Origin of the sequence: Acinetobacter sp. PK01, from assembly GCF_022819285.1 — a bacterium.
GTDB classification, from domain to species: domain Bacteria; phylum Pseudomonadota; class Gammaproteobacteria; order Pseudomonadales; family Moraxellaceae; genus Acinetobacter; species Acinetobacter tandoii.
On record NZ_CP094643.1, the window covers coordinates 240,439 to 260,323 of the forward strand.

Sequence of the window (19,885 nt, forward strand, 5' to 3'; positions counted from 1 at the left end):
AGAACGTGCGTTCCCATATCTCTGTCGTAAATGTTGTCTCGGAGCCTGAATTTGAATCATTGGGGCTTTCTCAAGCCAAGCATGTTTTGGCTGAAAGGCTCAATATTCAAATCAATTTGCATATGCACGATGCAGATAGTTTTGCCGATCTATTAGATCCTGAGCAGTGTTTAATTGTACTGACTGAATTTTCAACACGTATACAGGCTGTTAACTTAACCTGTTCAGGTTCAATGTTTATGAAATATTGGGCAGTTCCGCTGTTATTTCCTTATTTATACGCATTGTTAACGGAACAGGTGAGTTTACCTTGGGAATTGTCTGCGCTTTCAGTGCAAATAACAGCAACGTGGTATTGGGACCGCCATTTAAATATTAAACCCACTTTTTTAAAAAAGGATACGTGGTGGACGCAACAGCAAACGTATCAAGCAACCATGCTGAGGATTTTTGATGATTTAAGTCAAGTATTTGAGGTCATGAGTAAAGTTGCCAAAGTACAGAAGTTTTTGCTTTGGGAAAACACAGCGCTCAGAATTTTACAGTTCTATGACCTGATGCAGAAACAAAATGCATCTCAACAGACTTTGACAAAAATTTTGCAGCAACGCCAATTTTTATCAGATTTACCAGTTGAATATTTTGGCTTAAAACAAAATCCATTTCTTTTGTTAGAACAAAAACGAAAGTTAAACAGTGGAACTTACCTAAGGAAAAAGTGCTGTTTTTATTTTCAACTCCCCGAATCCAAACGTGAATATTGCAGCAGTTGTCCTCTAGCTAAAAAGGATTAAGAAAGAGATCAAAGTCCATGTCAGATCAATTAAATCGTTTATTTACACAGTATGCCAATATTGCCAGCTCAACCATTGGGCATGTTTTAGATACGGGTTATTTACCTAAAATTCATGCAGTTAATTCAGTTCAACATGTTGTAGGAAGAGTGCGAACAGTCACTTTAAACTCCATGAATGCCATGCGGCTACGCAATGCACTGTTAGAAAGCAAAGCAGGTGACGTACTGGTGATTGATGCGCGGAAACTGGGTTACCGTGCTTGTTGGGGAGAACAACGTCATCGTGCAGCGATTTACCATGAATTGGCTGCCATCATTGTTCTTGGTGCAGTCACTGATATTTGTGCTTTACGTGCCATGAAAGTTCCCGTATTTGCTCAAGCGGTGAGTTGTTTAACCACCCGAGCAGAAGGAGAAAGTCTGGTCGACTTTGATCAAGATATTCAATATTTTGATTCAATCATTTCAACAGGCGATTTGATCGTTGCTGATGCAGATGGCGTTTTCATTTTAAAACCTGAGGTGGCTGTACTCCATTCAGAAAAATTCCAACAAATGGAACTTTTGGAACAACAAAAAAGAGAGCAGTTTTTTAGTCAGCATCCAACTGAACAGTATTATCACAGCATTTAAATATCGGTCTAAGACAAAAAATAAAGGACTTCTATGCAAACATTATCCTCAAGTCTTCCTCATTATTTTTCTTATGCAGAAAAAGGGATTGCCTATGCGCTGCGCGCAGTGGTTTTACCTGAAGATTTTCCATTGCTTTATAAATGGATGCATACACCTCATGTCATCCCGCAGTGGCAACTGAACAAACCCGAACTAGAGCTGGCTGTTTATTTTGAGAAGATGCTGATTGATGACCATCAACGTTTATATATGATTCAAATTGAAGGTCAGGATGTGGGCTATTTAGAAATATACGAGGCTAAACGGGATCGGTTGTCCTTATATTATCCTGCATCAGAGCATGATTTAGGGTGGCATATCTTATTGGGCGAAGAAAGTGTGGTGGGAAAAGGACATTTTAAAGCTGTAATGCGCATGATGAGTTATTTTATTTTTGAGCATTCTCCAGCAGAGAAAATTGTAGGGGAGCCCGATGAGAGTGTGAAATCTTATGAATATGTCGCCCACGAGATTGCTTTTGAAGCCCAGAAAAAAATTCATATGTTAGAAAAAACAGCCATTTTATATCATTGTTTTAGAGATAAATTTTATGAAAGGTGTGGAGCATTAGCTCGTTCATAGAAAAAAATAATAGGTATTTTAGAAATGTCTTCCATTGGGAAGACATTGTTTAGCTTGCATTTTTAACAAAACTTAGTCCCACAACTGTATTTAGACATAGCCATTAAAATCCATAAAAAAATAAAAAATTGGAATAAAAGTTTTTACAATAGTAATAATAATGATTACTATTTGCACCAATATTAATACTTACTATTTGGAAATAAAAATGCGCTTGTCACACTTTAGTCTTTGCTTGCTTACAACAGCAATTTGCACCCAACTTTATGCAAATGATTCCGTTGCGATAGGGGCTGAAACACAAAATGCCGAAGCGAAGCTTCCCACGCTGGTGATGACGGCAACACGAACACCAAAAAGTATTGCGGAAATTGCGGGGACCGTTCAAACCATTTCAGCAGATGAAATTGCACAACAGGCAGGCACAGGTCGTAAAGTTGCCGATATTTTAGCGCAACTGGTACCTTCACTTGCACCAAGTAGCGGAACAAGCAGTAACTATGGTCAAACCATGCGTGGCCGTAATGTATTGGTGATGATTGATGGGGTATCTCAAACAGGATCACGTGATGTCGCGCGTCAACTGAACAGTATTAGCCCGAATATGATTGATCATATTGAAGTCGTTTCGGGTGCGACCAGCATTTATGGTTCTGGCGCAACAGGCGGTATTATTAACATTATTACTAAACGAGCAGATAAATCTGACCCTGTCAGTTTTCAGACCAAATTGGGTGTGACTGCCGCTGATAATTTCCGTAGTGATAGTCTGGCTTATCAAGTTGGACAGACCGCCTCTTTTGCCCATGACAAAGTAGATGGTTTTCTGGGCGTAGACTATACCAGCCGTGGTTCACAGTTTGATGGTCGAGGAGATCGTATTTCATTAAGCCCGTGGCAGGGCAGCACGATGGATACTGATACCATTGATGTAAATGGACGACTGAATTTTAATTTGACGGATAGCCAAAGTTTAAGTTTTGGTGCGCAATATTATAAAGATGAACAAGATACTGAATATGGTCCTGATTATTCTTATTTACAGACAAAAACAGAACCTTCTTTAAAAGCAATTAAGGGATGGAGCCTAGATAAACAACCATTCACTGAACGCTATGCTTTTAATACGCAATATCAAAATCAGGATTTTTTAGGGCAAATACTAAATGTAGAAGCCTACTATCGAAATGAAAAATCTAGATTTGTCCCTTATGGCTACTCGAAAGATGGTGTGAGTGTTAAACAAAGCCAGTCCAATGTGGACTATGCGGGCATTCGCTCGACCTTACAATCCGATTTGAAAGTGGCAGATCGTGAGTTAAAACTGACTTATGGTTTGGACTATGACTGGGAAAAAGATCATCAGTGGGCAGACTTTTATCTGCCAAGCAACACAGGTTTAGTTTATACCCCAACAGGCGAAACACAAGGTTCAGGCCCAGATACTCAAATTCAGAATATCGGGACTTTTTTACAAGGGGATTATGCTTTAACTGATCGCCTTAACATTCAGGCAGGTGTACGTTATCAATATGTCCAAGCCGATACTGACAGTTATTTAACAGCACGTAAGCCTTATACCTTAATGGCAGCGGATTCGACAGATTCAGATAAATTTCTGTTCAATTTAGGGACTGTTTACAAACTGACAGATGCACAACAACTTTATGCTAATTTCTCTCAAGGCTATAGCTATCCAGATGTACAACGCGTATTACGTGATGTCGCAGCATATACCTTAACGACTTCGGGTATTGAGCCAATTACGGTCAATAGCTATGAATTGGGTTGGCGTTTAAATCAAGATTCAGGTTTAAATTTAGGTTTAACAGGCTTTTACAATACTTCTGATAAAGTCGTGCAATTTAACTCTGACCGATCTGTCAATGTAGTCGATACCGATCAACGCATTTATGGTGCAGAAGCCACTGTGAGTTATCCATTTATGGAGAACTATAAAGTGGGGGGAACTTTGGGTTATACCCGTGGTCAGTACAAAGATGCAGCGGATAATTGGCATGAGTTAAATGCTTTTGCAGTTTCACCAATGAAAGGCACTTTATTTGCAGAATGGAGCAATGCTGAAGGTTATGGTGTACGCGCTCAAATGTTAGCCATTAAAGGGACAGACAAAGCTTATAAAGATGATCTGGCGTTAAAAGCAGTTGGAATTACAGATAGTAACAGCGCGGCAGAGATCAAGGGGTATACCACCATGGATGTGTTGGCGCATTTCCCTGTGGCAAAAGGTCGAGTCGATTTCGGGGTTTATAACGTATGGGGTAAGCAATATAAAACCGTATTTGCTCAACAAGCTGCAGTGACGAATGCCAATTCACTTCTGGCAATTCCTGCGGAAGGACGAACCTTTGCGTTAAGTTATACTTTTAAATATTGATTTGAATGCAAAAGTGCCCGTAATGATTTACGGGTACTTTTAAAAAACTGCTCAAGCCAACTGATAGTACATACATCCACGACAAGAGGAGCAACGAATCGAATAAAAGGTTCAGTCATACCAACCGTTCTGCACTGATGACGAACTTTATCGTCAGCTCACAGCAAACTCCCTCGTTCATCTTTCATTTACCCAACTTCTTATAGATTATCGAATTGCTTTTACTGCAAAGCATTCGGTTTTGTATTCTTTTACTTTTGCATACGCTTTAGTTGCTAAATATCCACTACAGTTTTTAGAAGTGGTTTTATTACCCAGTTAAAAATAATCAATTGCCTAAACATTATTTTGTAGCAGGGTTGTCTTTATGAATTCACGTTCTGTTCACAACGGAGTCATGTATTTTGCATGAAACATTACAGATAGGTTAAGCAATGCAAAATTTCTTAAAAAGCTTTCTGAGTCATGCTGCGATTGTTAGTATCGGTTTATTCTCATCATTAGCCGTTCAGGCCGAAAACCCAAAACCGCAAGCCGTCCCTCAGATTGATATTAATAAATATGTTGGTAAATGGTATGAAATCGCACATTTTCCAATGTACTTTCAACGTAATTGTGCCAGTGACACGACTGCTAACTACTCCCTAAATTTAGATAAGACCGTGGGCGTATTGAATAGCTGTCGTACCAAAACAGGTGAAACCATTTCGTCTCAAGGGGTGGCTTATCCGCAAAATGCAGGAAATAGTCAGTTAAAGGTCAGTTTTTTGCCTACAGGACTAAGATGGATTCCTTTTACTCAAGGGGATTACTGGGTACTTCGAGTAGATCCTGAGTATAAGGTTGCACTGGTGGGCGGTCCTAGTCATAAATACTTATGGATACTGTCACGTGATCCGAAAATAGATGAGTCAATCTACCAATCTTACTTACAAACAGCCCGTCAATATGGGTATGATGTGACTAAATTAGTTAGAACAGCACATCAAAATTAACCCATTCAATGCACTGTGATTTTTCTGGTCCACGATGAAACTTAGGAGTGAACTTCACATAAATTTCATATCGTGTTCCATAAAATGAAAAGCAAATATAAAAACTCAAAATGCGGAAGAAACAATGTCCAAATTTTTTCTACGCTGGATGGATAGCTGGTCGGGTGATGTAAAAACCCAAACAGTGCAGCCAGACAGTCCATCCAAAGACTCAAAAATTCAATGGTTGCGTATCTCGCCTTTCATTCTATTGCATCTTGCAGTTTTTGCCGTGTTTTGGGTGGGAGTATCGAAATTCGCAGTGCTGTTTATGCTGGGGTTTTATCTGATTCGAATGTTTGCAATCACGGCATTTTTTCATCGCTATTTATCGCACAAAACCTTCCAAACTTCTCGTATTGTCCAGTTCATTTTTATTTTGATTGGAACCATGAGTGCGCAACGTGGGCCTTTATGGTGGGCCGCCCATCATCGTTATCACCATCGGTTTACCGATACGGAACAAGACCCGCATTCTTCAACGCAGGGTTTTTGGTATAGCCATATTGGTTGGTTTTTGAATGATCACAATTTCAAAATTCGTAAAGAAGTGGTGAAAGATTGGTTGAAATATCCAGAATTGGTCTGGTTGGATCGTTTCAGTCTCCCTGTCGTATTACTCACGGCAGTCGCCATTTATGGGTTGGGAGAATGGTTGGCTGTCGCATATCCACAGCTTGAAACTACAGGACCTCAATTATTGGTCTGGGGTTTTGTCATTTCAACAGTATTATTGATTCATGCCACACTCTGTATTAACTCTCTTGCACATCTATATGGTTCACGAGATTTTGACACGACAGATCAGAGCCGTAACAATTTTTTTCTTTCGATTATTACCCTTGGCGAGGGGTGGCATAACAACCATCATTATTATGCAGGAAGTACCCGACAGGGATTTTATTGGTGGCAAATTGATGTGACTTACTACGTATTAAAAATCCTGTCATGGTTAGGCTTGGTTTGGGCTTTAAAGCCAGTGCCAGCACGAATTTATACTGCAAGTCGCCGTAATAACACATTACTTCAGCTTGAGACAAAAAAATTAAAAAAGGAAGATTGTTTATGAAGATTGCGGTTATCGGCTCGGGTATTTCAGGTATATATGCAGCGTGGAAATTATCGGCACAGCATCAAGTCACAATCTTTGAAAAAAATCATTATTTTGGTGGGCATACCGATACGCATCATTTTCAAATTGAGGGGCAGAGTATCGCTGTAGATAGTGGCTTTATCGTATTTAATGATTACAACTATCCATTGTTTAGTGAGATGCTGGCAAAACTCGCAGTAGAGGCACAAGCCAGTGATATGAGCTTTTCGGTCAATAACTGTGTCACAGGCTTACAATACAATCCGTCAAAAAAATGGTCATTGCTCACGCGTCCGCAAAATTTTTTCAATAAAAACTTTCGACATATGTTGGCCGATTTACTTCGTTTTTACCAAGAAAATAAAGACTTATCGGTAAGTGACTATGACGCCGAGATGAGTATTGAAAGCTATTTAGACCAACATGGTTATTCAGAAGCTTTTCGCCATGAACATTTATATCCAATGTGTGGAGCTTTATGGTCAGCTCCAGTCGATCAGGTCGGGCAGATTCCTTATAAGTTTGTGGTCAGTTTTTTCCAGCATCATCGTATGCTTCAGTTAAAAGAGAGACCACAATGGCAAACTGTCAAACAGGGTTCAAATCGCTATATTCAGGCAATTCAACAGCAATGCCCCACAATTCAGTGGGAAAACTTAGCGGTACAGCAGGTTCGACGTTATCCTGACCACGTACAGGTTCAAACAGAAGCAGGTTTACATACTTTTGACTGGGTGATATTTGCCAGTCATGGCGATGATACGCTTGCATTATTAGAAAATCCGACGGATTTAGAACGAGAAATTTTAGGAAGTTTTACTTATCAAGATAATCATATGGTGGTTCATCATGATACTTCAATTATGCCAAAACAACGCTCGCAATGGGCAAGCTGGCATGTACATGTGACACCAAAAGATCAATCAGCGCTAGATTCATCGACTACTCATTATGGTTTTACGTACTGGATGAATAATTTGCAAAATTTGAAATGTAAAACTCAAATCTTTGCCACTTTAAATCCGAATATGAAGATTGATCCTGCCAAAATACTGGTGCAACGACATTATCGTCATCCTGTATTTGATGAAAAAGCGATTCAGGCTCAAGGGCGGTGGCATGAATTACAGGGGCTAAATCGTACTGCGTATTGTGGGGCTTATTGGGGGTGGGGCTTTCATGAAGATGGTGCACGTAGTGCTGCGCGTGTGGTTGATTATTTGACCAGTTATGCTCATTAATAAAGGAGCTTACAGATGTTGAATACTCCGCTGGCTATTGCTGAGGCATGCATCCGACATCGGCGATATGCACCTAAAGCACATAGTTTTGAATCTAAATTGAGCTATTTATGGTTTGATCCAGATCAGTTAGAAAGTTTTACCCATAAATCACCTTTTTGGTCCGCTCAGCACTGGAATATTCTGAATCTGTATAGTGCCGACTTTTTAACAGACTATCATGGCAGTTTTAGACAAAAGGTCCAAAAAGCCGTATTGCAATATGCGAATGTCATGTTATCTCCAACTTCACAAATACGCATTCTGGCTTTGCCACGTTGTTTGGGCATTCGGTTTAATTCCGTAGTTTTCTATTTTATTTTTGATCAACAGCATCAGCAGCCGATTTTTATTCTCAGTGAAATCACCAATACCCCATGGAATGAACGCAAGGTGTATCTGCATGATTGTCGCCAGCCACAACAAGTCCATGGTGATTTTAAGGGGTATGAGTTCAATTTTGAAAAATCATTTCATGTTTCGCCATTTATGCCGATGGAACTTGATTATCGCTGGCGGTTTAACTTTTCAGACTCACTGAATGTGATTCACATGCAACTCTTTGAACAACAAAAACAGATATTTGATGCCACGATGCGCTTTCGTTTGAATCCCATCACATTTCCTTCACAACAACATTATTATGCTCTGAGATATAGTCTAGAACCTTTAAAAATGATGGCTTCTATTTATGTACAAGCCTTGAGGTTATGGTTGAAAAAGGTTCCATTTTATCGGCATCCGAAAAAGAATAAGGATTAATCCCTCATGATGAAAACATTACGTTATGGTGAGCAAGCTTCATTGCCATTTTTACTTAGAAGCCTACTCAGACTACGTCATGGACAAATTACTTTTCGTGGCATATGGAATGGTACTGTTGGAGAGGCTTCAGATTTGCATGCTGTGATTGAGGTACACAATCCGGATGTCATGCAGTTGATATTCAAACAAGGCGTATTAGGTGCTGCCGAAAGCTATATTCGTGGAGACTGGAAAAGTGATGATCTGGTCGAACTGATACAGATTTTGGCTCGAAATCGTGAAGTGTTGGATAAGATTAATCAAAATGCCGTGGCGCAACTGAGCCAGTTTATACTGAAAAACTGGTACAGAACTCGGAGCAATACCCTGAGTGGCAGCCGTAAAAACATTGCAGAACACTATGATCTCAGTAACGATTTTTTTAAACTTTTTCTCGATCAATCCATGATGTATTCCAGCGCAGTCTTCGAATCTGTAGATATGTCTTTGGAAGCTGCCTCCGATTTTAAAAAAGAATTGATCTGTCAAAAACTACAACTAAAACCTTTAGATCATTTGGTCGAGATTGGAAGCGGTTGGGGCGGTTTTGCAATTTATGCGGCTCAACATTATGGCTGTAAAGTCACCACCATCACTATTTCTCAAGCGCAATTTGATGAAGCTGTGGCTCGTGTGCATGCAGCAGGTTTAAGTCATCGAGTTGATGTGCAATTGAAAGACTATCGTTTGTTAGAAGGTAAGTATGACAAATTGGTGTCAATTGAGATGATTGAGGCTGTAGGTGAACAGTATCTTCCCACCTATTTTAAAAAATGTCGTGATTTACTTAAGCCACAGGGGCTGGCACTGATTCAAGCCATCACCATTGAAGATGCGCGCTATCAAAAAGCGCTGCGAACAGTTGATTTTATTAAACGCTATATTTTCCCTGGTAGCTTTATTCCGTGCATAAGCGTGTTGACAGAGAGAGCGTCGCAACAAAAGTTAAGATTGAAACAGCTTGATGACATTGGCCTCAGCTATGCCCAGACTATCCATCATTGGCGTGAGCGCTTTCTCAATGCGAAAGAGCAGGTTTTACAGTTAGGTTTTGATGAAAACTTTATTCGGATGTGGGACTTTTATTTATGTTATTGCGAAGGCGGCTTCAAAGAAGGCGTAATTAGCGATGTACATATGCTGTTTGAAGCCAGCAGTCATTAATTTGGCAAATCGAGAAAGGGGAAGAGGATGCTCGTTAAGCTCGTAATCTTGAACCTTGCGATTATGTTGTGTTGTTGGGTTTGGGCAACATTCAACCGCCGTGTAGGCATTGTGGATGTTGCTTGGAGTGGCTGTCTTGCTTTAAATATCATGTTGACAGCTGTTTTTGTTGATCTAGCTCCGATGTCTATCCGTCTGTTCATTGGCATTTTGAGTGGTGTTTGGTTTATTCGATTGAGCGCGCATTTGTTACGACGTTATCTTGCCGAACAGCACGAAGATACGCGTTATGCCAATATGCGTCGTGCTATGGGGAAATTTCAGCACTTTGGTTTTTTACTGTTTTTTATTTTTCAGGCGGGTTTAGTTGTTTTGTTTTACCTGCCAATGTGGGCTTTATTAACAACGCCTCAACAGGATTGGAGTGTTAGCTATCCCGTATTTTTGGCTGTTGCTGCACTTATTTTAGTCCTCGCGTTTGTGGGGGAGACGATTGCTGACCAGCAGCTCTATCGTTTTAAACAACAGCCCCAACATCGTGGTTTAACCATGGATCAAGGACTGTGGCGTTATTCACGCCATCCCAACTATTTTTTTGAATGGATTCATTGGTTTGCCTATCCTATTTTAGGGGTGGCAGCTGGACTCCACTTGCTCTGGGTATATCCTGTGTTGATGTGGCTATTTTTGTATTACATCACGGGTATTCCGTTTAGCGAGCAACAAGCACTTAAAAATCGTGGGCAGAATTATCTCGATTATCAACAGCGGACTTCAATGTTCATTCCGTGGAAACCCAAAAAGTAGGTACGCACATGGATTATATAATTCAAAAATCATTAAAACTGGTTGAAAGTGGTTTAATTCCAGACCAAGCCATTCGGGCTGCTATCCGTAGCTTAAGCAAAAAGCGTTTGATTCAAGAGGGTCGTTATGATCCTGAACAGGCAGCACAGCGTTATATGGATGTGCTGAATATGCTCAAGCAGAGTGAAATCGCCATTGAAACCGAGAAAGCCAATGAGCAGCATTATGAGTTGCCGACCCAATTTTTTCAGGCAGTATTAGGTAAGCGGCTGAAATATAGTGCATGTTATTTTGCGCATGAAACGACCACTTTAGATCAAGCTGAAGAGTTTGCTTTGCAACTCTACGGTGAGCGAGCAAAGTTGCAAGATGGTCAAAGCATATTAGAGTTAGGCTGCGGTTGGGGATCATTCAGCTTATGGATGGCTGAGCGTTACCCAAATGCGCATATTACCGCTGTTTCAAATTCAAAAACGCAGCGTGAACATATTTTAGAGCAGGCAAGAATTCGTGGCTTTCAGAATATTGAAGTCTTAACCTGCGATGTGAATATTTTGGAACTTGAGCCAAATCATTTTGATCGGGTAGTTTCTGTTGAAATGTTTGAGCATGTACGAAATTATCAGCGCTTATTTGAAAAAATTAATGGTTGGCTCAAGCCTGAAGGTTTATTGTGGTGTCATATATTCTGTCATCGTTTTTTACATTATCCGTTTGAGATAAAATCTGAATATGACTGGATGTCAAAATACTTTTTTACAGGCGGACTGATGCCTTCGGTCTCTACCTTTTTACATTTTCAAGAGCATTTAGAACTCAAACAGCATTGGCAATGGTCTGGTCAGCATTATGAACGTACTGCAAATGCTTGGCTGGATAATATGGATGCACATCAAGAGCAACTTAAACCGATCTTTGAGCAAACCTATGGCAAAGAGGCGGACGCTTGGTGGCAACGCTGGAGAATATTTTTCATGGCATGCGCGGAACTGTTTGGTTTTGAACAAGGGCAAGAGTGGGTGATTGGTCATTTCTTATTTTATAAAAAGACCCCTTAACTCACCGCTGCTGATCATACCTAAGGAAAAGATATGCAGAAATCCCAGACACATAGTTTTCAAAAGCATGCCTTAACTGAAATTTTCAATCGTTATTATTGGTTGCAAATTGGGCTGATTGCCTTGTCAATTGTGGTCGGGATAGGCTGTAGTGCTTGGATCATTAAAGGTTCCTTATTAAAGACGGCATTAGAACAAGAAATGGAGCATTATTGGTCGCGTGTGGCACGCGATCCTGACGCCGATTTGCCTGATACCAAAAACCTTTATGGTTATCGCTGGAATACTCGTACACCACCTCAACAGTTTCAGAACATGCACTTAAATATAGGAGTCAATCGTATTTGGGTGGATGGCAAAGAGCGTATGACGGTATATGGCGAAAAAAACGGTCAACACGTTTTGCTGGTCTTTGGTGAAAGTAATGTCAATAAGTTGGTCTGGTTATTTGGATTAGCTCCCCTCATGTTCAGCCTGTTTATTCTTTACAGTTTTTTATGGTGGTCAAACCGTCGTGCTAGACGTTATTTCTCACCTATTACTCGGCTTGCAAACGCTTTAGAACATATAGATTGGGCACATCAAAAGACTCAAGCATCTCCCTTTCAAGATATTTACACCAACGGCAATATGGAAGCGGAATATCTGAAGCAGGCACTCGAAAAATATCATGATGTCTTGAGTGAATTTATTCAGCGTGAACGCGAATTTACTGGTGATGTTAGTCATGAATTACGCACGCCACTGACAATTTTAAAAGGTAATGTACAGCTTTGTCAGGCTCGATATGGACAAGATAAAGTATTTACCCGCTTAAATAACACCATTGATGATATGCAGCTTCTGGTCGACACTCTATTGGCGATTGCACGAAACACCACTCAGCATATTGCTTCGGAGCAGATGTTATTGTCTGAAATTATTGATGATTTGGTAGATTCTTTGCATGCAGTCAGTCTAAGTAAGGGGATGCAAATTTATGTGCAGCAGGATACATCTGAGCAGCTTAGAAACTTGTACCCTTCTATGACTAAAATGGTGCTGAGTAATATTCTCCGAAATGCATTGAATTATTCGCAAGGTTCAGAAATTCAGATTATTCAACAAAAGCATAGTCTGCTGATTGCGGATAATGGCATTGGAATCAATTTACCAAATGATGCCAAGGTGCAAGAATTGAAGAGCACAGCACTTGGCTTCGAAATAAAAGGACATGGTATCGGTTTACAATTGGTTGAAAAACTCTGTAAACAGTTGGGTTGGCGAGTGGAACTGTTCGATCGCGAATATTATATGTCTATTCATCCTGAACTTAATTTGGCAGCAAATACAGGTTTGGTGGTTGTGGTTTATTTTTACTAGTAATCTTGGGATTCCAACGAAATTTTTACACCTACACCTGAAACAGTATGCAGTAGTTTTTGCGGGAAAGGTTTATCAATCATTTTGCGTAGGTTGTAAATATGACTACGTAAAGCATCACTTTCTGGTTCTTCATCACCCCATAGTTCAATCATAATTTCTTGTTTAGTAATCACCTTGGGCGAGTTACGCATTAAGATTTTAAGTAGTTTGAACTGAATTGGAGGGAGCTCAATAGCTTGTCCAGCACGGGATACAGTTTGCGTGGCACTATCTAATACAAGATCATGAATTTGCAACTTATGATGGGTGACCTCACCCAAAGCACGTTTAATCAAGGCACGAATGCGCATGACCAATTCATTAAAATCGAAAGGTTTAACCAGATAATCATCAGTACCTGATGCAAAGCCTTTAAGTTTGTCATCTAGTGTGTCACGTGCTGTAAGCATGAGTACAGGAATATCCAGATTTTGCTGATGACGAAGCCATTCGCACAACTCATAACCAGAACCATCAGGTAAATTAATATCTAATAATAATAAATTATAGTGTTGTGACTTGAGCAAAGTTTTTGCAGCATCCAAATTTCGAGCATGATCGATTACATAGTCATGGGCTTCCAAAAACTCGCAGACAGTTGCTGCCAATTCGAAATGATCCTCGACCATCAGAATAAAGTGATTACTCATATGCTTAAAAGAATGCCAATTAATTTAATAGTTGTTGCTTTAATTTAGCATTAAATGGAGCACTGCCAAACCAGATTTTAAAATATTGATTGGCATTCGCATCACGAATTTCTCCTAGCTTTTTTTGATTAAGTTTTAGCTCAAGCTTTTGATTTTCATGTTGATAAACCAGACTATAGTGATCTCCGACTTTAACAGGTCGGTAGAGTTGGGTAATTTGATTTAATTCTGATTTTTCAGTAAAGCCCGTAACATTTTTCTTTAAAAAATAGGTCGCAGCCTGCTTAAACGCCCATTCTGGAATGTCGTGGCTATAGTTAAAATCTAAGCGGATGGTCTGGTTGTCCCACGGCTTTTGGCAGTTGACCGCGAAATAGCTCACTGTACCCACATTTTTTTTGGTTACAACCAGAGGTGCGCTGTTACATTTTTCCAGACTGGCTGCACTTGTGGAAAGGTTGACCATACATGTAGTTGCACCGATCAAGCCAATCAGGATTTTTTGAATGGTAATACCCATTTGTATGCACCTCCAAAAACAGGGAGTGAACGATATAGACCGTTGGCAGGGTCCCAGTAATCTTGCTGAAAAATGATTTGTTGGTTTGAATTGATCTTGATCTCGCTAATTCCATACGACGCCATGGTTTTAGTCCGCCCAAACATTTTAAAGTCGTAAGCCATATACCAATGAATGTAGGCTGAATCTTGATGATGGGTTGCGCTGATCAGTTTGACGCTGACGTTGCTGACGCGATTATTCATACCTTTAAAATGCTTGATCAGCTCTTGCTTATTGGAAAACTGAGATAACGTATCATTAATATACAATTGATCTGCATACAGGCTACTTGCTTGAGTAACAAAGTTGGATGTACCCAAAGTATTGAAGGCAGCGACAAAACGTGAGCCTATATCGTGGGCTTGTTCATCATTGAAGGGAATGCCTTTTATCTTCTGATCTGCTTGACTGTAGTCACTGCTATAACTTGGAAGACTTTTACAGGCAGTTAGACTGAAAACTGCGATAGTCGTGGTGATTAGTGTCGTCAAAATTTTCATCACACTATTTCCTTGGTTTTTATTTAATGTAAGAAAGCTGGTGTGAAGCGAATGTGAATAGCTTTTTCTAGCAACTCCACGTTATAAAACTAAAAAAATCACAAAAAATTCATGTTATTTTTTTTAAGATTAACAACAAACAGAAAGCCGCTAATTCAATACAAGTGAGCATGAGTACATGAGCATTTAGGTTTGAATATCATCCTAAAAATAGTTTTAGCTTAGAATTTTATCCAAGAGAGTATTATGAATATTACCAACACATTCATTGAGCAAGAGTTGTCCAGAATCATTGAAATGGCTTGGGAGGATAGAACACCTTTTGAAGCAATCCAACGTGAGTACGGATTAGATGAGTCTGCGGTCATTCGTCTAATGCGGCAGAATTTAAAATCTGGCAGTTTTAAATTATGGCGCAAACGTATGGCAGGTCGTAAGAGCAAACACCAACAATTACGATCACCAGATATTAGTAGGGCTTATTGTTCACGTCAGTATAAGCATGCATAGCGATAAGTCGTGGCTATCGAAAAATTAAATTTGTTCGAACAAAATATAGGTCAGTCTATTGTAATGCTATGACTAGATTTATTCATCGAGTTAACCGAGCTTGTCGTTTACATCTTTTTGAACAATATTTGACTTCATCCCAGCAACGCTGCCATTTTTTTCGCCATGTAAAAGGGCGTTTGCAATACATGCATATTTTATCTGGTAAATGCTGTTTTTTCATGTTCTTACAATTGATCTAATTGATGAAGTAATGATTGGGCATGGGCAATGAGCTTAGGTTTATCTTGCAAACGATCCAGTTGTTTATAAATGATTGCCATACGTGGATTGTGACGAAAAATGGCTTCATGCTTGAGCATAAAATACCAGTAAAGACTGTTAAATGGGCAACTGTCTGGTTCGGTTTTGGTCTTAACGTTATAGCTACAGTGCTGGCAGTAATCTGACATTTTATGAATATAGTTGCCCGACGCTGCATAGGGTTTACTTGCCATTAAGCCACCATCGGCATGCGTCACCATACCTAAAGTGTTGGGTAATTCGACCCATTCATATGCATCGGCATATACGGCTAGATACCATTCACAGATTTCCTGTGGGCGTATACCTGCTAAAAGTGCAAAGTTCCCCGTAATCATCAAACGCTGAATATGATGCGCATAGGCATGTTTAAAGGTACTCCGAAAACACTCTGCCATACAGGCCATTTTGGTTTGACCCGTCCAGTAATATTGCGGTAAAGGCGTTATATTTTCGAGTGTGTTCTGGTGGCTATATTGAGGCATATATAACCAGTAAATTCCCCGAACATATTCTCGCCACCCAAGAATCTGTCGAATAAAACCCTCTACTGCATTCAAGGGTGCGTGACCATTGTAATAAGCTGTTTGGGCAGCATCACAGACTTCTTTGGGCAATAACAAGCCACAATTTAAATATGGGGAAAGCAGACTATGGAACATAAAATCTGATCCATAAATCATGGCATCTTGATAGTCGCCAAAGTAGGGCAAGCGATCAGAAATAAAATGATTTAAAGCAAGCAGCGCATTTTGACGAGTGGTTGCCCAGTGAAACTGCTCAATATTACCAATATGCTGAGAAAATTCTGCTTTAACGAGTTGAATAACGTTCAAGTCAATTTGGTCATGTTCAAATGTTAATGGGTTAGGCAAAGGTGGTTTGCCTAGCCATGCTTTACGGTTGGCTTGATCAAAATTCCATTGCCCACCCACAGGCTGTTGTTCATGCATTAAATATTGCGTTTGCTTACGCATTTCTCGATAAAAATACTCCATTCTCAGCGTTTTATATTTGTTTGCCCATTGATTAAATTGTTCTAAGCGACAAAAGAAACGATCATCTTCCAAACACACAACGGGTAGTTGTAGCGTGTTGCCCCATGACGTCTCAATTTCATGCTGTAAACGATATTCACCACATTGGGTGACGACCAGTGTAGATACAGGAAATAACTGTTGTTGACTCTGGATGAAATCAATTATTTTTTTGATTTCGCTATCCCGTTTGAATGGGTGATAACGAACTTTCCAACCTGCTGCTTGAAGTTCCTTGGCAAAGTGGCGCATGGCACTAAAAATCAGCGCTATTTTTTGCGGATGATGGGCAACATAAGTTGTTTCTTCAAGTACTTCAGCCATAAGAATGATGTCTTCTTCACGGTTCAAATACTTGAGTGTTGCCAGTTGGTGATTTAATTGATCACCTAGAATTAAACCAAAACGCATATTTTTTTAATATATAAGGTTATGTTAAATGCAGTCTAAACTTTTAAAGATCAATTTTATGTGAAACGTTTGGATGAAAAACCTTTAGATCATTATGGGCATCTGTTGAATGTAATCATCACAACGGTTATTGATGTGCCAGACAGAGAAAAAGCGTTAAATATCATCAAGGATAGATGTAATTTTCCATACCAAGAAAAAGAAACGGAAGTGCTGAATCGAACTTGCTTTTAACAGCATATCAAAACACGCTTTCAGCATAGGGGCTAACAGCGTGTTTCTTTATCTTTAAATGGAGTTAGAAAGACAACATATTAGGGCTGAGCAGCCTTAGCCAAATACTGGGACATTTCTTCTTCGGGCACCATACCACCACCCGTACCCCAAACAATATGATGGGCGTTTTTTAGTTGTTGTGGCGTTAAATGATGCATTGCCGCATATTCAGGATGTTTGGAAATGAGCACAGGCCCCAACATGCCAGCTAGAGCTGAAGGTTCGAGTTGCAGTTTTTCGGTTTGGTTCAGCAAACCCAACAATTGATAAAGGGTCTGATCATCTAAAGTGTAAAGACCGTCTAATAATCGCTGCATGGCGCGACCAACAAAACCTGAAGCACGACCAACAGCGAGTCCATCTGCATCGGTCATGTTGTCGATCCCAATCTCTTGTACCGAAATTTGATCATGCAAGCCCGTGGCAATGCCCAATAACATACAGGGAGAATGTGTGGGTTCGGCAAAAAAACAATGGACATGATCGCCAAATGCCATTTTCAAACCAAAAGCTACACCACCAGGGCCACCACCGACACCACAAGGTAAGTAGACAAATAAAGGGTGTTCTTGATCGACTTGAATATCACGTTGTTGTAATTGCTGCTTTAAGCGTTCCCCTGCAACGGCATAACCTAAAAACAAGTTTTTAGAGTTCTCATCATCAATAAAATAGCAGTTTGGATCTGCGAGTGCCGCTTTACGTCCTGCTTCAACCGCAACACCATAATCTTCTGCGTATTCGACAACAGTGACGCCATGCGCACGTAATTTATCTTTTTTCCATTGCCGAGCATCTGCCGACATATGGACTGTCACATTAAAACCCAGTTGCGCACTCATGATGCCAATGGATAGTCCTAGATTTCCAGTAGACCCTACCGCAATACGATATTGACTAAAAAACTTTTTAAATTCAGGGGAGTTTAATTTGGCATAGTCATCTTGCAAGGTTAGTAAACCTGCATCCAGTGCTATTTTTTCAGCAAAATAGAGCACTTCATAAATTCCCCCGCGGGCTTTAATAGAACCAGAAATGGGTAAATGGCTGTCTTTTTTAAGCCAGAGGGTTCCTTCAATTTTTTGTCCGAATTGTGCTTCTAACTGTTGTTGCATCTCTGGAATTGATATCAGCTCAGATTCGATGATTCCATTGTTTGCGGTTGTTTCTGGAAATGCAGCCATTAGATAGGGCGCAAAGCGAGCTAAACGGTCACGTGCATCATAAATGTCTGCCTGATTGAGTCCAACATAAGGTAACCCTTCTTCTAATGTTGTGAAATCAGGATTAAACCAAATGGTTTCTTTCAGTTCGATCAATGTTTTAACAATGGGGTACTGTTGAGTGAGTTGCTGGATCTGTTGAGGATTCATGTAATGGCTCATATAGGTTTTGCAGGCTAAAAACAGAAATATTTAGTGGCAAGACAACGACTGTGAGCTTATTTCAATGCATTTACTACACTGGGTCAAATGATGATATTTAATTTATACGTGAAAATAATTCATCTGTAATGCACTTTAGTGTTGAATAGAACTTGTTTAGATGAATTGATTTTAAGTAAAAGCTTGTGCTTAATTTCAATATCAAGATGAGAGCCATGAATAGAGATAAAACAAATGAGTACGTCCTATAACAATCTAACAGGTTTTCAGTTATCCAAACTTTATACTTTTGAAGTTGCTGCAAGACACGAATCATTTGCTATGGCAGCCGCTGAGTTATGTTTGACACCGAGTGCTGTCAGCCATCAAATCAATCTGCTTGAAAAAGAACTCAATATCCAATTATTTGAACGTTTGCATCGTAAGCTAGCCTTGAGTCATGCAGGGCATAGATTACTGGCAGCTTTACAATTATCTTTCGATCATTTAAGTACAGAAATAAAAGCAATTCAAAATCAGGCTTTGGCGGGTTCTCTCACTATCTATGCACGACCTTCTATTACCCAATGTTGGCTGATTCCTAAATTACAGGATTTTATTCAACAATATCCATTAATTGAACTGTCAATTTTAACAGGCAATGAGATGGTGAATTTTCAACGCACAGGTATTGATCTGGCGCTGTATTTTGGTCATCAACCATCACAACATTTAAATTATGATTACTTGATGGATGAACAAATTGTTCCTGTATGTAGCCCGCAATATGCTGAAAAGATGAATTTAACTGGGAAGTTACAACAGTTACAGCATTGCACGTTATTGCACGATAGCCAAGCATGGAACAATGAGACTAGTATGGATGAATGGCAGAGCTGGGCGACTCATTTTTCTGTGGAATTGGGTTTATCGAAGGGGATGCTGTTTGACCGTTCGGATTTGGCATTACTTGCAGCAAAACAACATTTGGGCATTTGTATGGGCAGAAAGCGTTTGGTGCAACAAGACCTTGAAAGTGGGGCGTTGATTATGCCATTTTCTGAAATGTTTTTAGCTTGTGAGCAGCATTACTACACCATTTCTGGAAAGAATCCACGATTACCGAAAGTTGATGCTTTTATTCGATGGTTAAAAGTTCAAACCTAATTCTTGAATA

General features: G+C 39.8%; 21 protein-coding genes. 15 read left to right on the plus strand and 6 right to left on the minus strand.

Annotated elements, in window-relative coordinates:
- Nucleotides 1–5: 5 nt before the first annotated feature.
- The 12 genes from MP622_RS01075 (at nt 6) to MP622_RS01130 (ending at nt 13,053) form a co-directional block, all read left to right on the plus strand.
- On the plus strand, nt 6–794 hold the full coding sequence (locus MP622_RS01075) for a (2Fe-2S)-binding protein (protein ID WP_243792080.1): 789 nt from the start codon (nt 6–8) through the stop codon (nt 792–794).
- 17 nt (nt 795–811) lie between these two features.
- The gene (locus MP622_RS01080; RefSeq protein WP_243792081.1) at nt 812–1,429 is read left to right on the plus strand and encodes an RraA family protein; all 618 of its coding nucleotides are present in this window, start codon (nt 812–814) and stop codon (nt 1,427–1,429) included.
- A gap of 33 nt (nt 1,430–1,462) precedes the next feature.
- Nucleotides 1,463–2,053, plus strand: coding sequence for a GNAT family N-acetyltransferase (locus MP622_RS01085; protein WP_243792083.1), 591 nt, complete (start codon nt 1,463–1,465; stop codon nt 2,051–2,053).
- A 208-nt stretch (nt 2,054–2,261) separates the two neighbouring features.
- Nucleotides 2,262–4,451, plus strand: coding sequence for a TonB-dependent receptor (locus tag MP622_RS01090; RefSeq protein ID WP_243792084.1), 2,190 nt, complete (start codon nt 2,262–2,264; stop codon nt 4,449–4,451).
- A 434-nt stretch (nt 4,452–4,885) separates the two neighbouring features.
- A complete protein-coding gene (locus MP622_RS01095) occupies nt 4,886–5,446 on the plus strand; it encodes a lipocalin family protein (protein WP_243792086.1) in 561 nt (186 codons plus the stop codon).
- Between the two features lie 124 nt (nt 5,447–5,570).
- The gene (locus tag MP622_RS01100) at nt 5,571–6,554 is read left to right on the plus strand and encodes an acyl-CoA desaturase (protein ID WP_243792087.1); all 984 of its coding nucleotides are present in this window, start codon (nt 5,571–5,573) and stop codon (nt 6,552–6,554) included.
- On the plus strand, nt 6,551–7,819 hold the full coding sequence (locus tag MP622_RS01105; RefSeq protein ID WP_243792089.1) for an NAD(P)-binding protein: 1,269 nt from the start codon (nt 6,551–6,553) through the stop codon (nt 7,817–7,819). Before MP622_RS01100 ends, MP622_RS01105 begins: the two co-directional genes overlap by 4 nt.
- Before the next feature lie 15 nt (nt 7,820–7,834).
- Complete coding sequence (locus MP622_RS01110; RefSeq protein ID WP_044740865.1) at nt 7,835–8,620, plus strand: DUF1365 domain-containing protein; 786 nt, start codon at nt 7,835–7,837, stop codon at nt 8,618–8,620.
- Nucleotides 8,621–8,626: 6 nt separating this feature from the next.
- On the plus strand, nt 8,627–9,826 hold the full coding sequence (locus MP622_RS01115; protein ID WP_044740864.1) for a cyclopropane-fatty-acyl-phospholipid synthase family protein: 1,200 nt from the start codon (nt 8,627–8,629) through the stop codon (nt 9,824–9,826).
- A 27-nt stretch (nt 9,827–9,853) separates the two neighbouring features.
- Entirely contained in the window at nt 9,854–10,633 is a 780-nt protein-coding gene (locus MP622_RS01120; protein ID WP_243792091.1) for a DUF1295 domain-containing protein, read from the plus strand.
- 8 nt (nt 10,634–10,641) lie between these two features.
- Nucleotides 10,642–11,691, plus strand: coding sequence for a cyclopropane-fatty-acyl-phospholipid synthase family protein (locus tag MP622_RS01125; protein ID WP_104442340.1), 1,050 nt, complete (start codon nt 10,642–10,644; stop codon nt 11,689–11,691).
- 33 nt (nt 11,692–11,724) lie between these two features.
- Nucleotides 11,725–13,053, plus strand: a complete 1,329-nt coding sequence (locus MP622_RS01130; protein WP_243792093.1) for a HAMP domain-containing sensor histidine kinase — start codon at nt 11,725–11,727, stop codon at nt 13,051–13,053.
- On the opposite strand, the gene MP622_RS01135 is transcribed toward MP622_RS01130, so the two are convergent.
- Genes MP622_RS01135 through MP622_RS01145 form a run of 3 tightly spaced genes read right to left on the minus strand, consistent with a single transcriptional unit; the run spans nt 13,050 to nt 14,807 of the window.
- Nucleotides 13,050–13,745 carry a response regulator transcription factor gene (locus MP622_RS01135; RefSeq protein ID WP_243792095.1) on the minus strand — a complete coding sequence of 232 codons (696 nt, stop codon included), beginning with the start codon at nt 13,743–13,745 and terminating at the stop codon, nt 13,050–13,052. The genes MP622_RS01130 and MP622_RS01135 overlap by 4 nt on opposite strands.
- Nucleotides 13,746–13,764: 19 nt before the next feature.
- Entirely contained in the window at nt 13,765–14,265 is a 501-nt protein-coding gene (locus tag MP622_RS01140; RefSeq protein WP_104441585.1) for a chalcone isomerase family protein, read from the minus strand.
- Nucleotides 14,238–14,807: a nuclear transport factor 2 family protein gene (locus MP622_RS01145; RefSeq protein ID WP_044740858.1), complete on the minus strand. Its 570-nt coding sequence runs from the start codon at nt 14,805–14,807 to the stop codon at nt 14,238–14,240. The genes MP622_RS01140 and MP622_RS01145 overlap by 28 nt, the downstream gene beginning before the upstream one ends.
- A gap of 246 nt (nt 14,808–15,053) precedes the next feature.
- On the opposite strand from MP622_RS01145, the gene MP622_RS01150 reads away from it, so the two are divergent.
- Nucleotides 15,054–15,317 (plus strand): TIGR03643 family protein, encoded by a 264-nt coding sequence (locus tag MP622_RS01150; RefSeq protein WP_243792097.1) that lies wholly within the window; start codon nt 15,054–15,056, stop codon nt 15,315–15,317.
- Nucleotides 15,318–15,399: 82 nt separating this feature from the next.
- Here the strand turns inward: MP622_RS01150 and MP622_RS01155 are convergent, their stop codons facing one another.
- Together MP622_RS01155 and MP622_RS01160 are read right to left on the minus strand one after the other, a co-directional pair.
- Nucleotides 15,400–15,540, minus strand: coding sequence for a DUF2256 domain-containing protein (locus MP622_RS01155; protein WP_347881056.1), 141 nt, complete (start codon nt 15,538–15,540; stop codon nt 15,400–15,402).
- Between the two features lie 4 nt (nt 15,541–15,544).
- Nucleotides 15,545–17,068, minus strand: a complete 1,524-nt coding sequence (locus MP622_RS01160) for a cryptochrome/photolyase family protein (RefSeq protein WP_243792099.1) — start codon at nt 17,066–17,068, stop codon at nt 15,545–15,547.
- A 60-nt stretch (nt 17,069–17,128) separates the two neighbouring features.
- Here MP622_RS01160 and MP622_RS01165 point away from each other — a divergent pair, with 60 nt between their 5' ends.
- Nucleotides 17,129–17,302 (plus strand): hypothetical protein, encoded by a 174-nt coding sequence (locus MP622_RS01165; RefSeq protein ID WP_243792101.1) that lies wholly within the window; start codon nt 17,129–17,131, stop codon nt 17,300–17,302.
- Between the two features lie 80 nt (nt 17,303–17,382).
- On the opposite strand, the gene MP622_RS01170 is transcribed toward MP622_RS01165, so the two are convergent.
- Entirely contained in the window at nt 17,383–18,717 is a 1,335-nt protein-coding gene (locus MP622_RS01170) for a D-serine ammonia-lyase (protein ID WP_243792103.1), read from the minus strand.
- A 246-nt stretch (nt 18,718–18,963) separates the two neighbouring features.
- Between MP622_RS01170 and dsdC the strand changes: the two genes are divergently transcribed.
- Nucleotides 18,964–19,875 carry a DNA-binding transcriptional regulator DsdC gene (dsdC, locus tag MP622_RS01175; RefSeq protein ID WP_243792105.1) on the plus strand — a complete coding sequence of 304 codons (912 nt, stop codon included), beginning with the start codon at nt 18,964–18,966 and terminating at the stop codon, nt 19,873–19,875.
- The last annotated feature ends 10 nt before the right edge of the window (nt 19,876–19,885 follow it).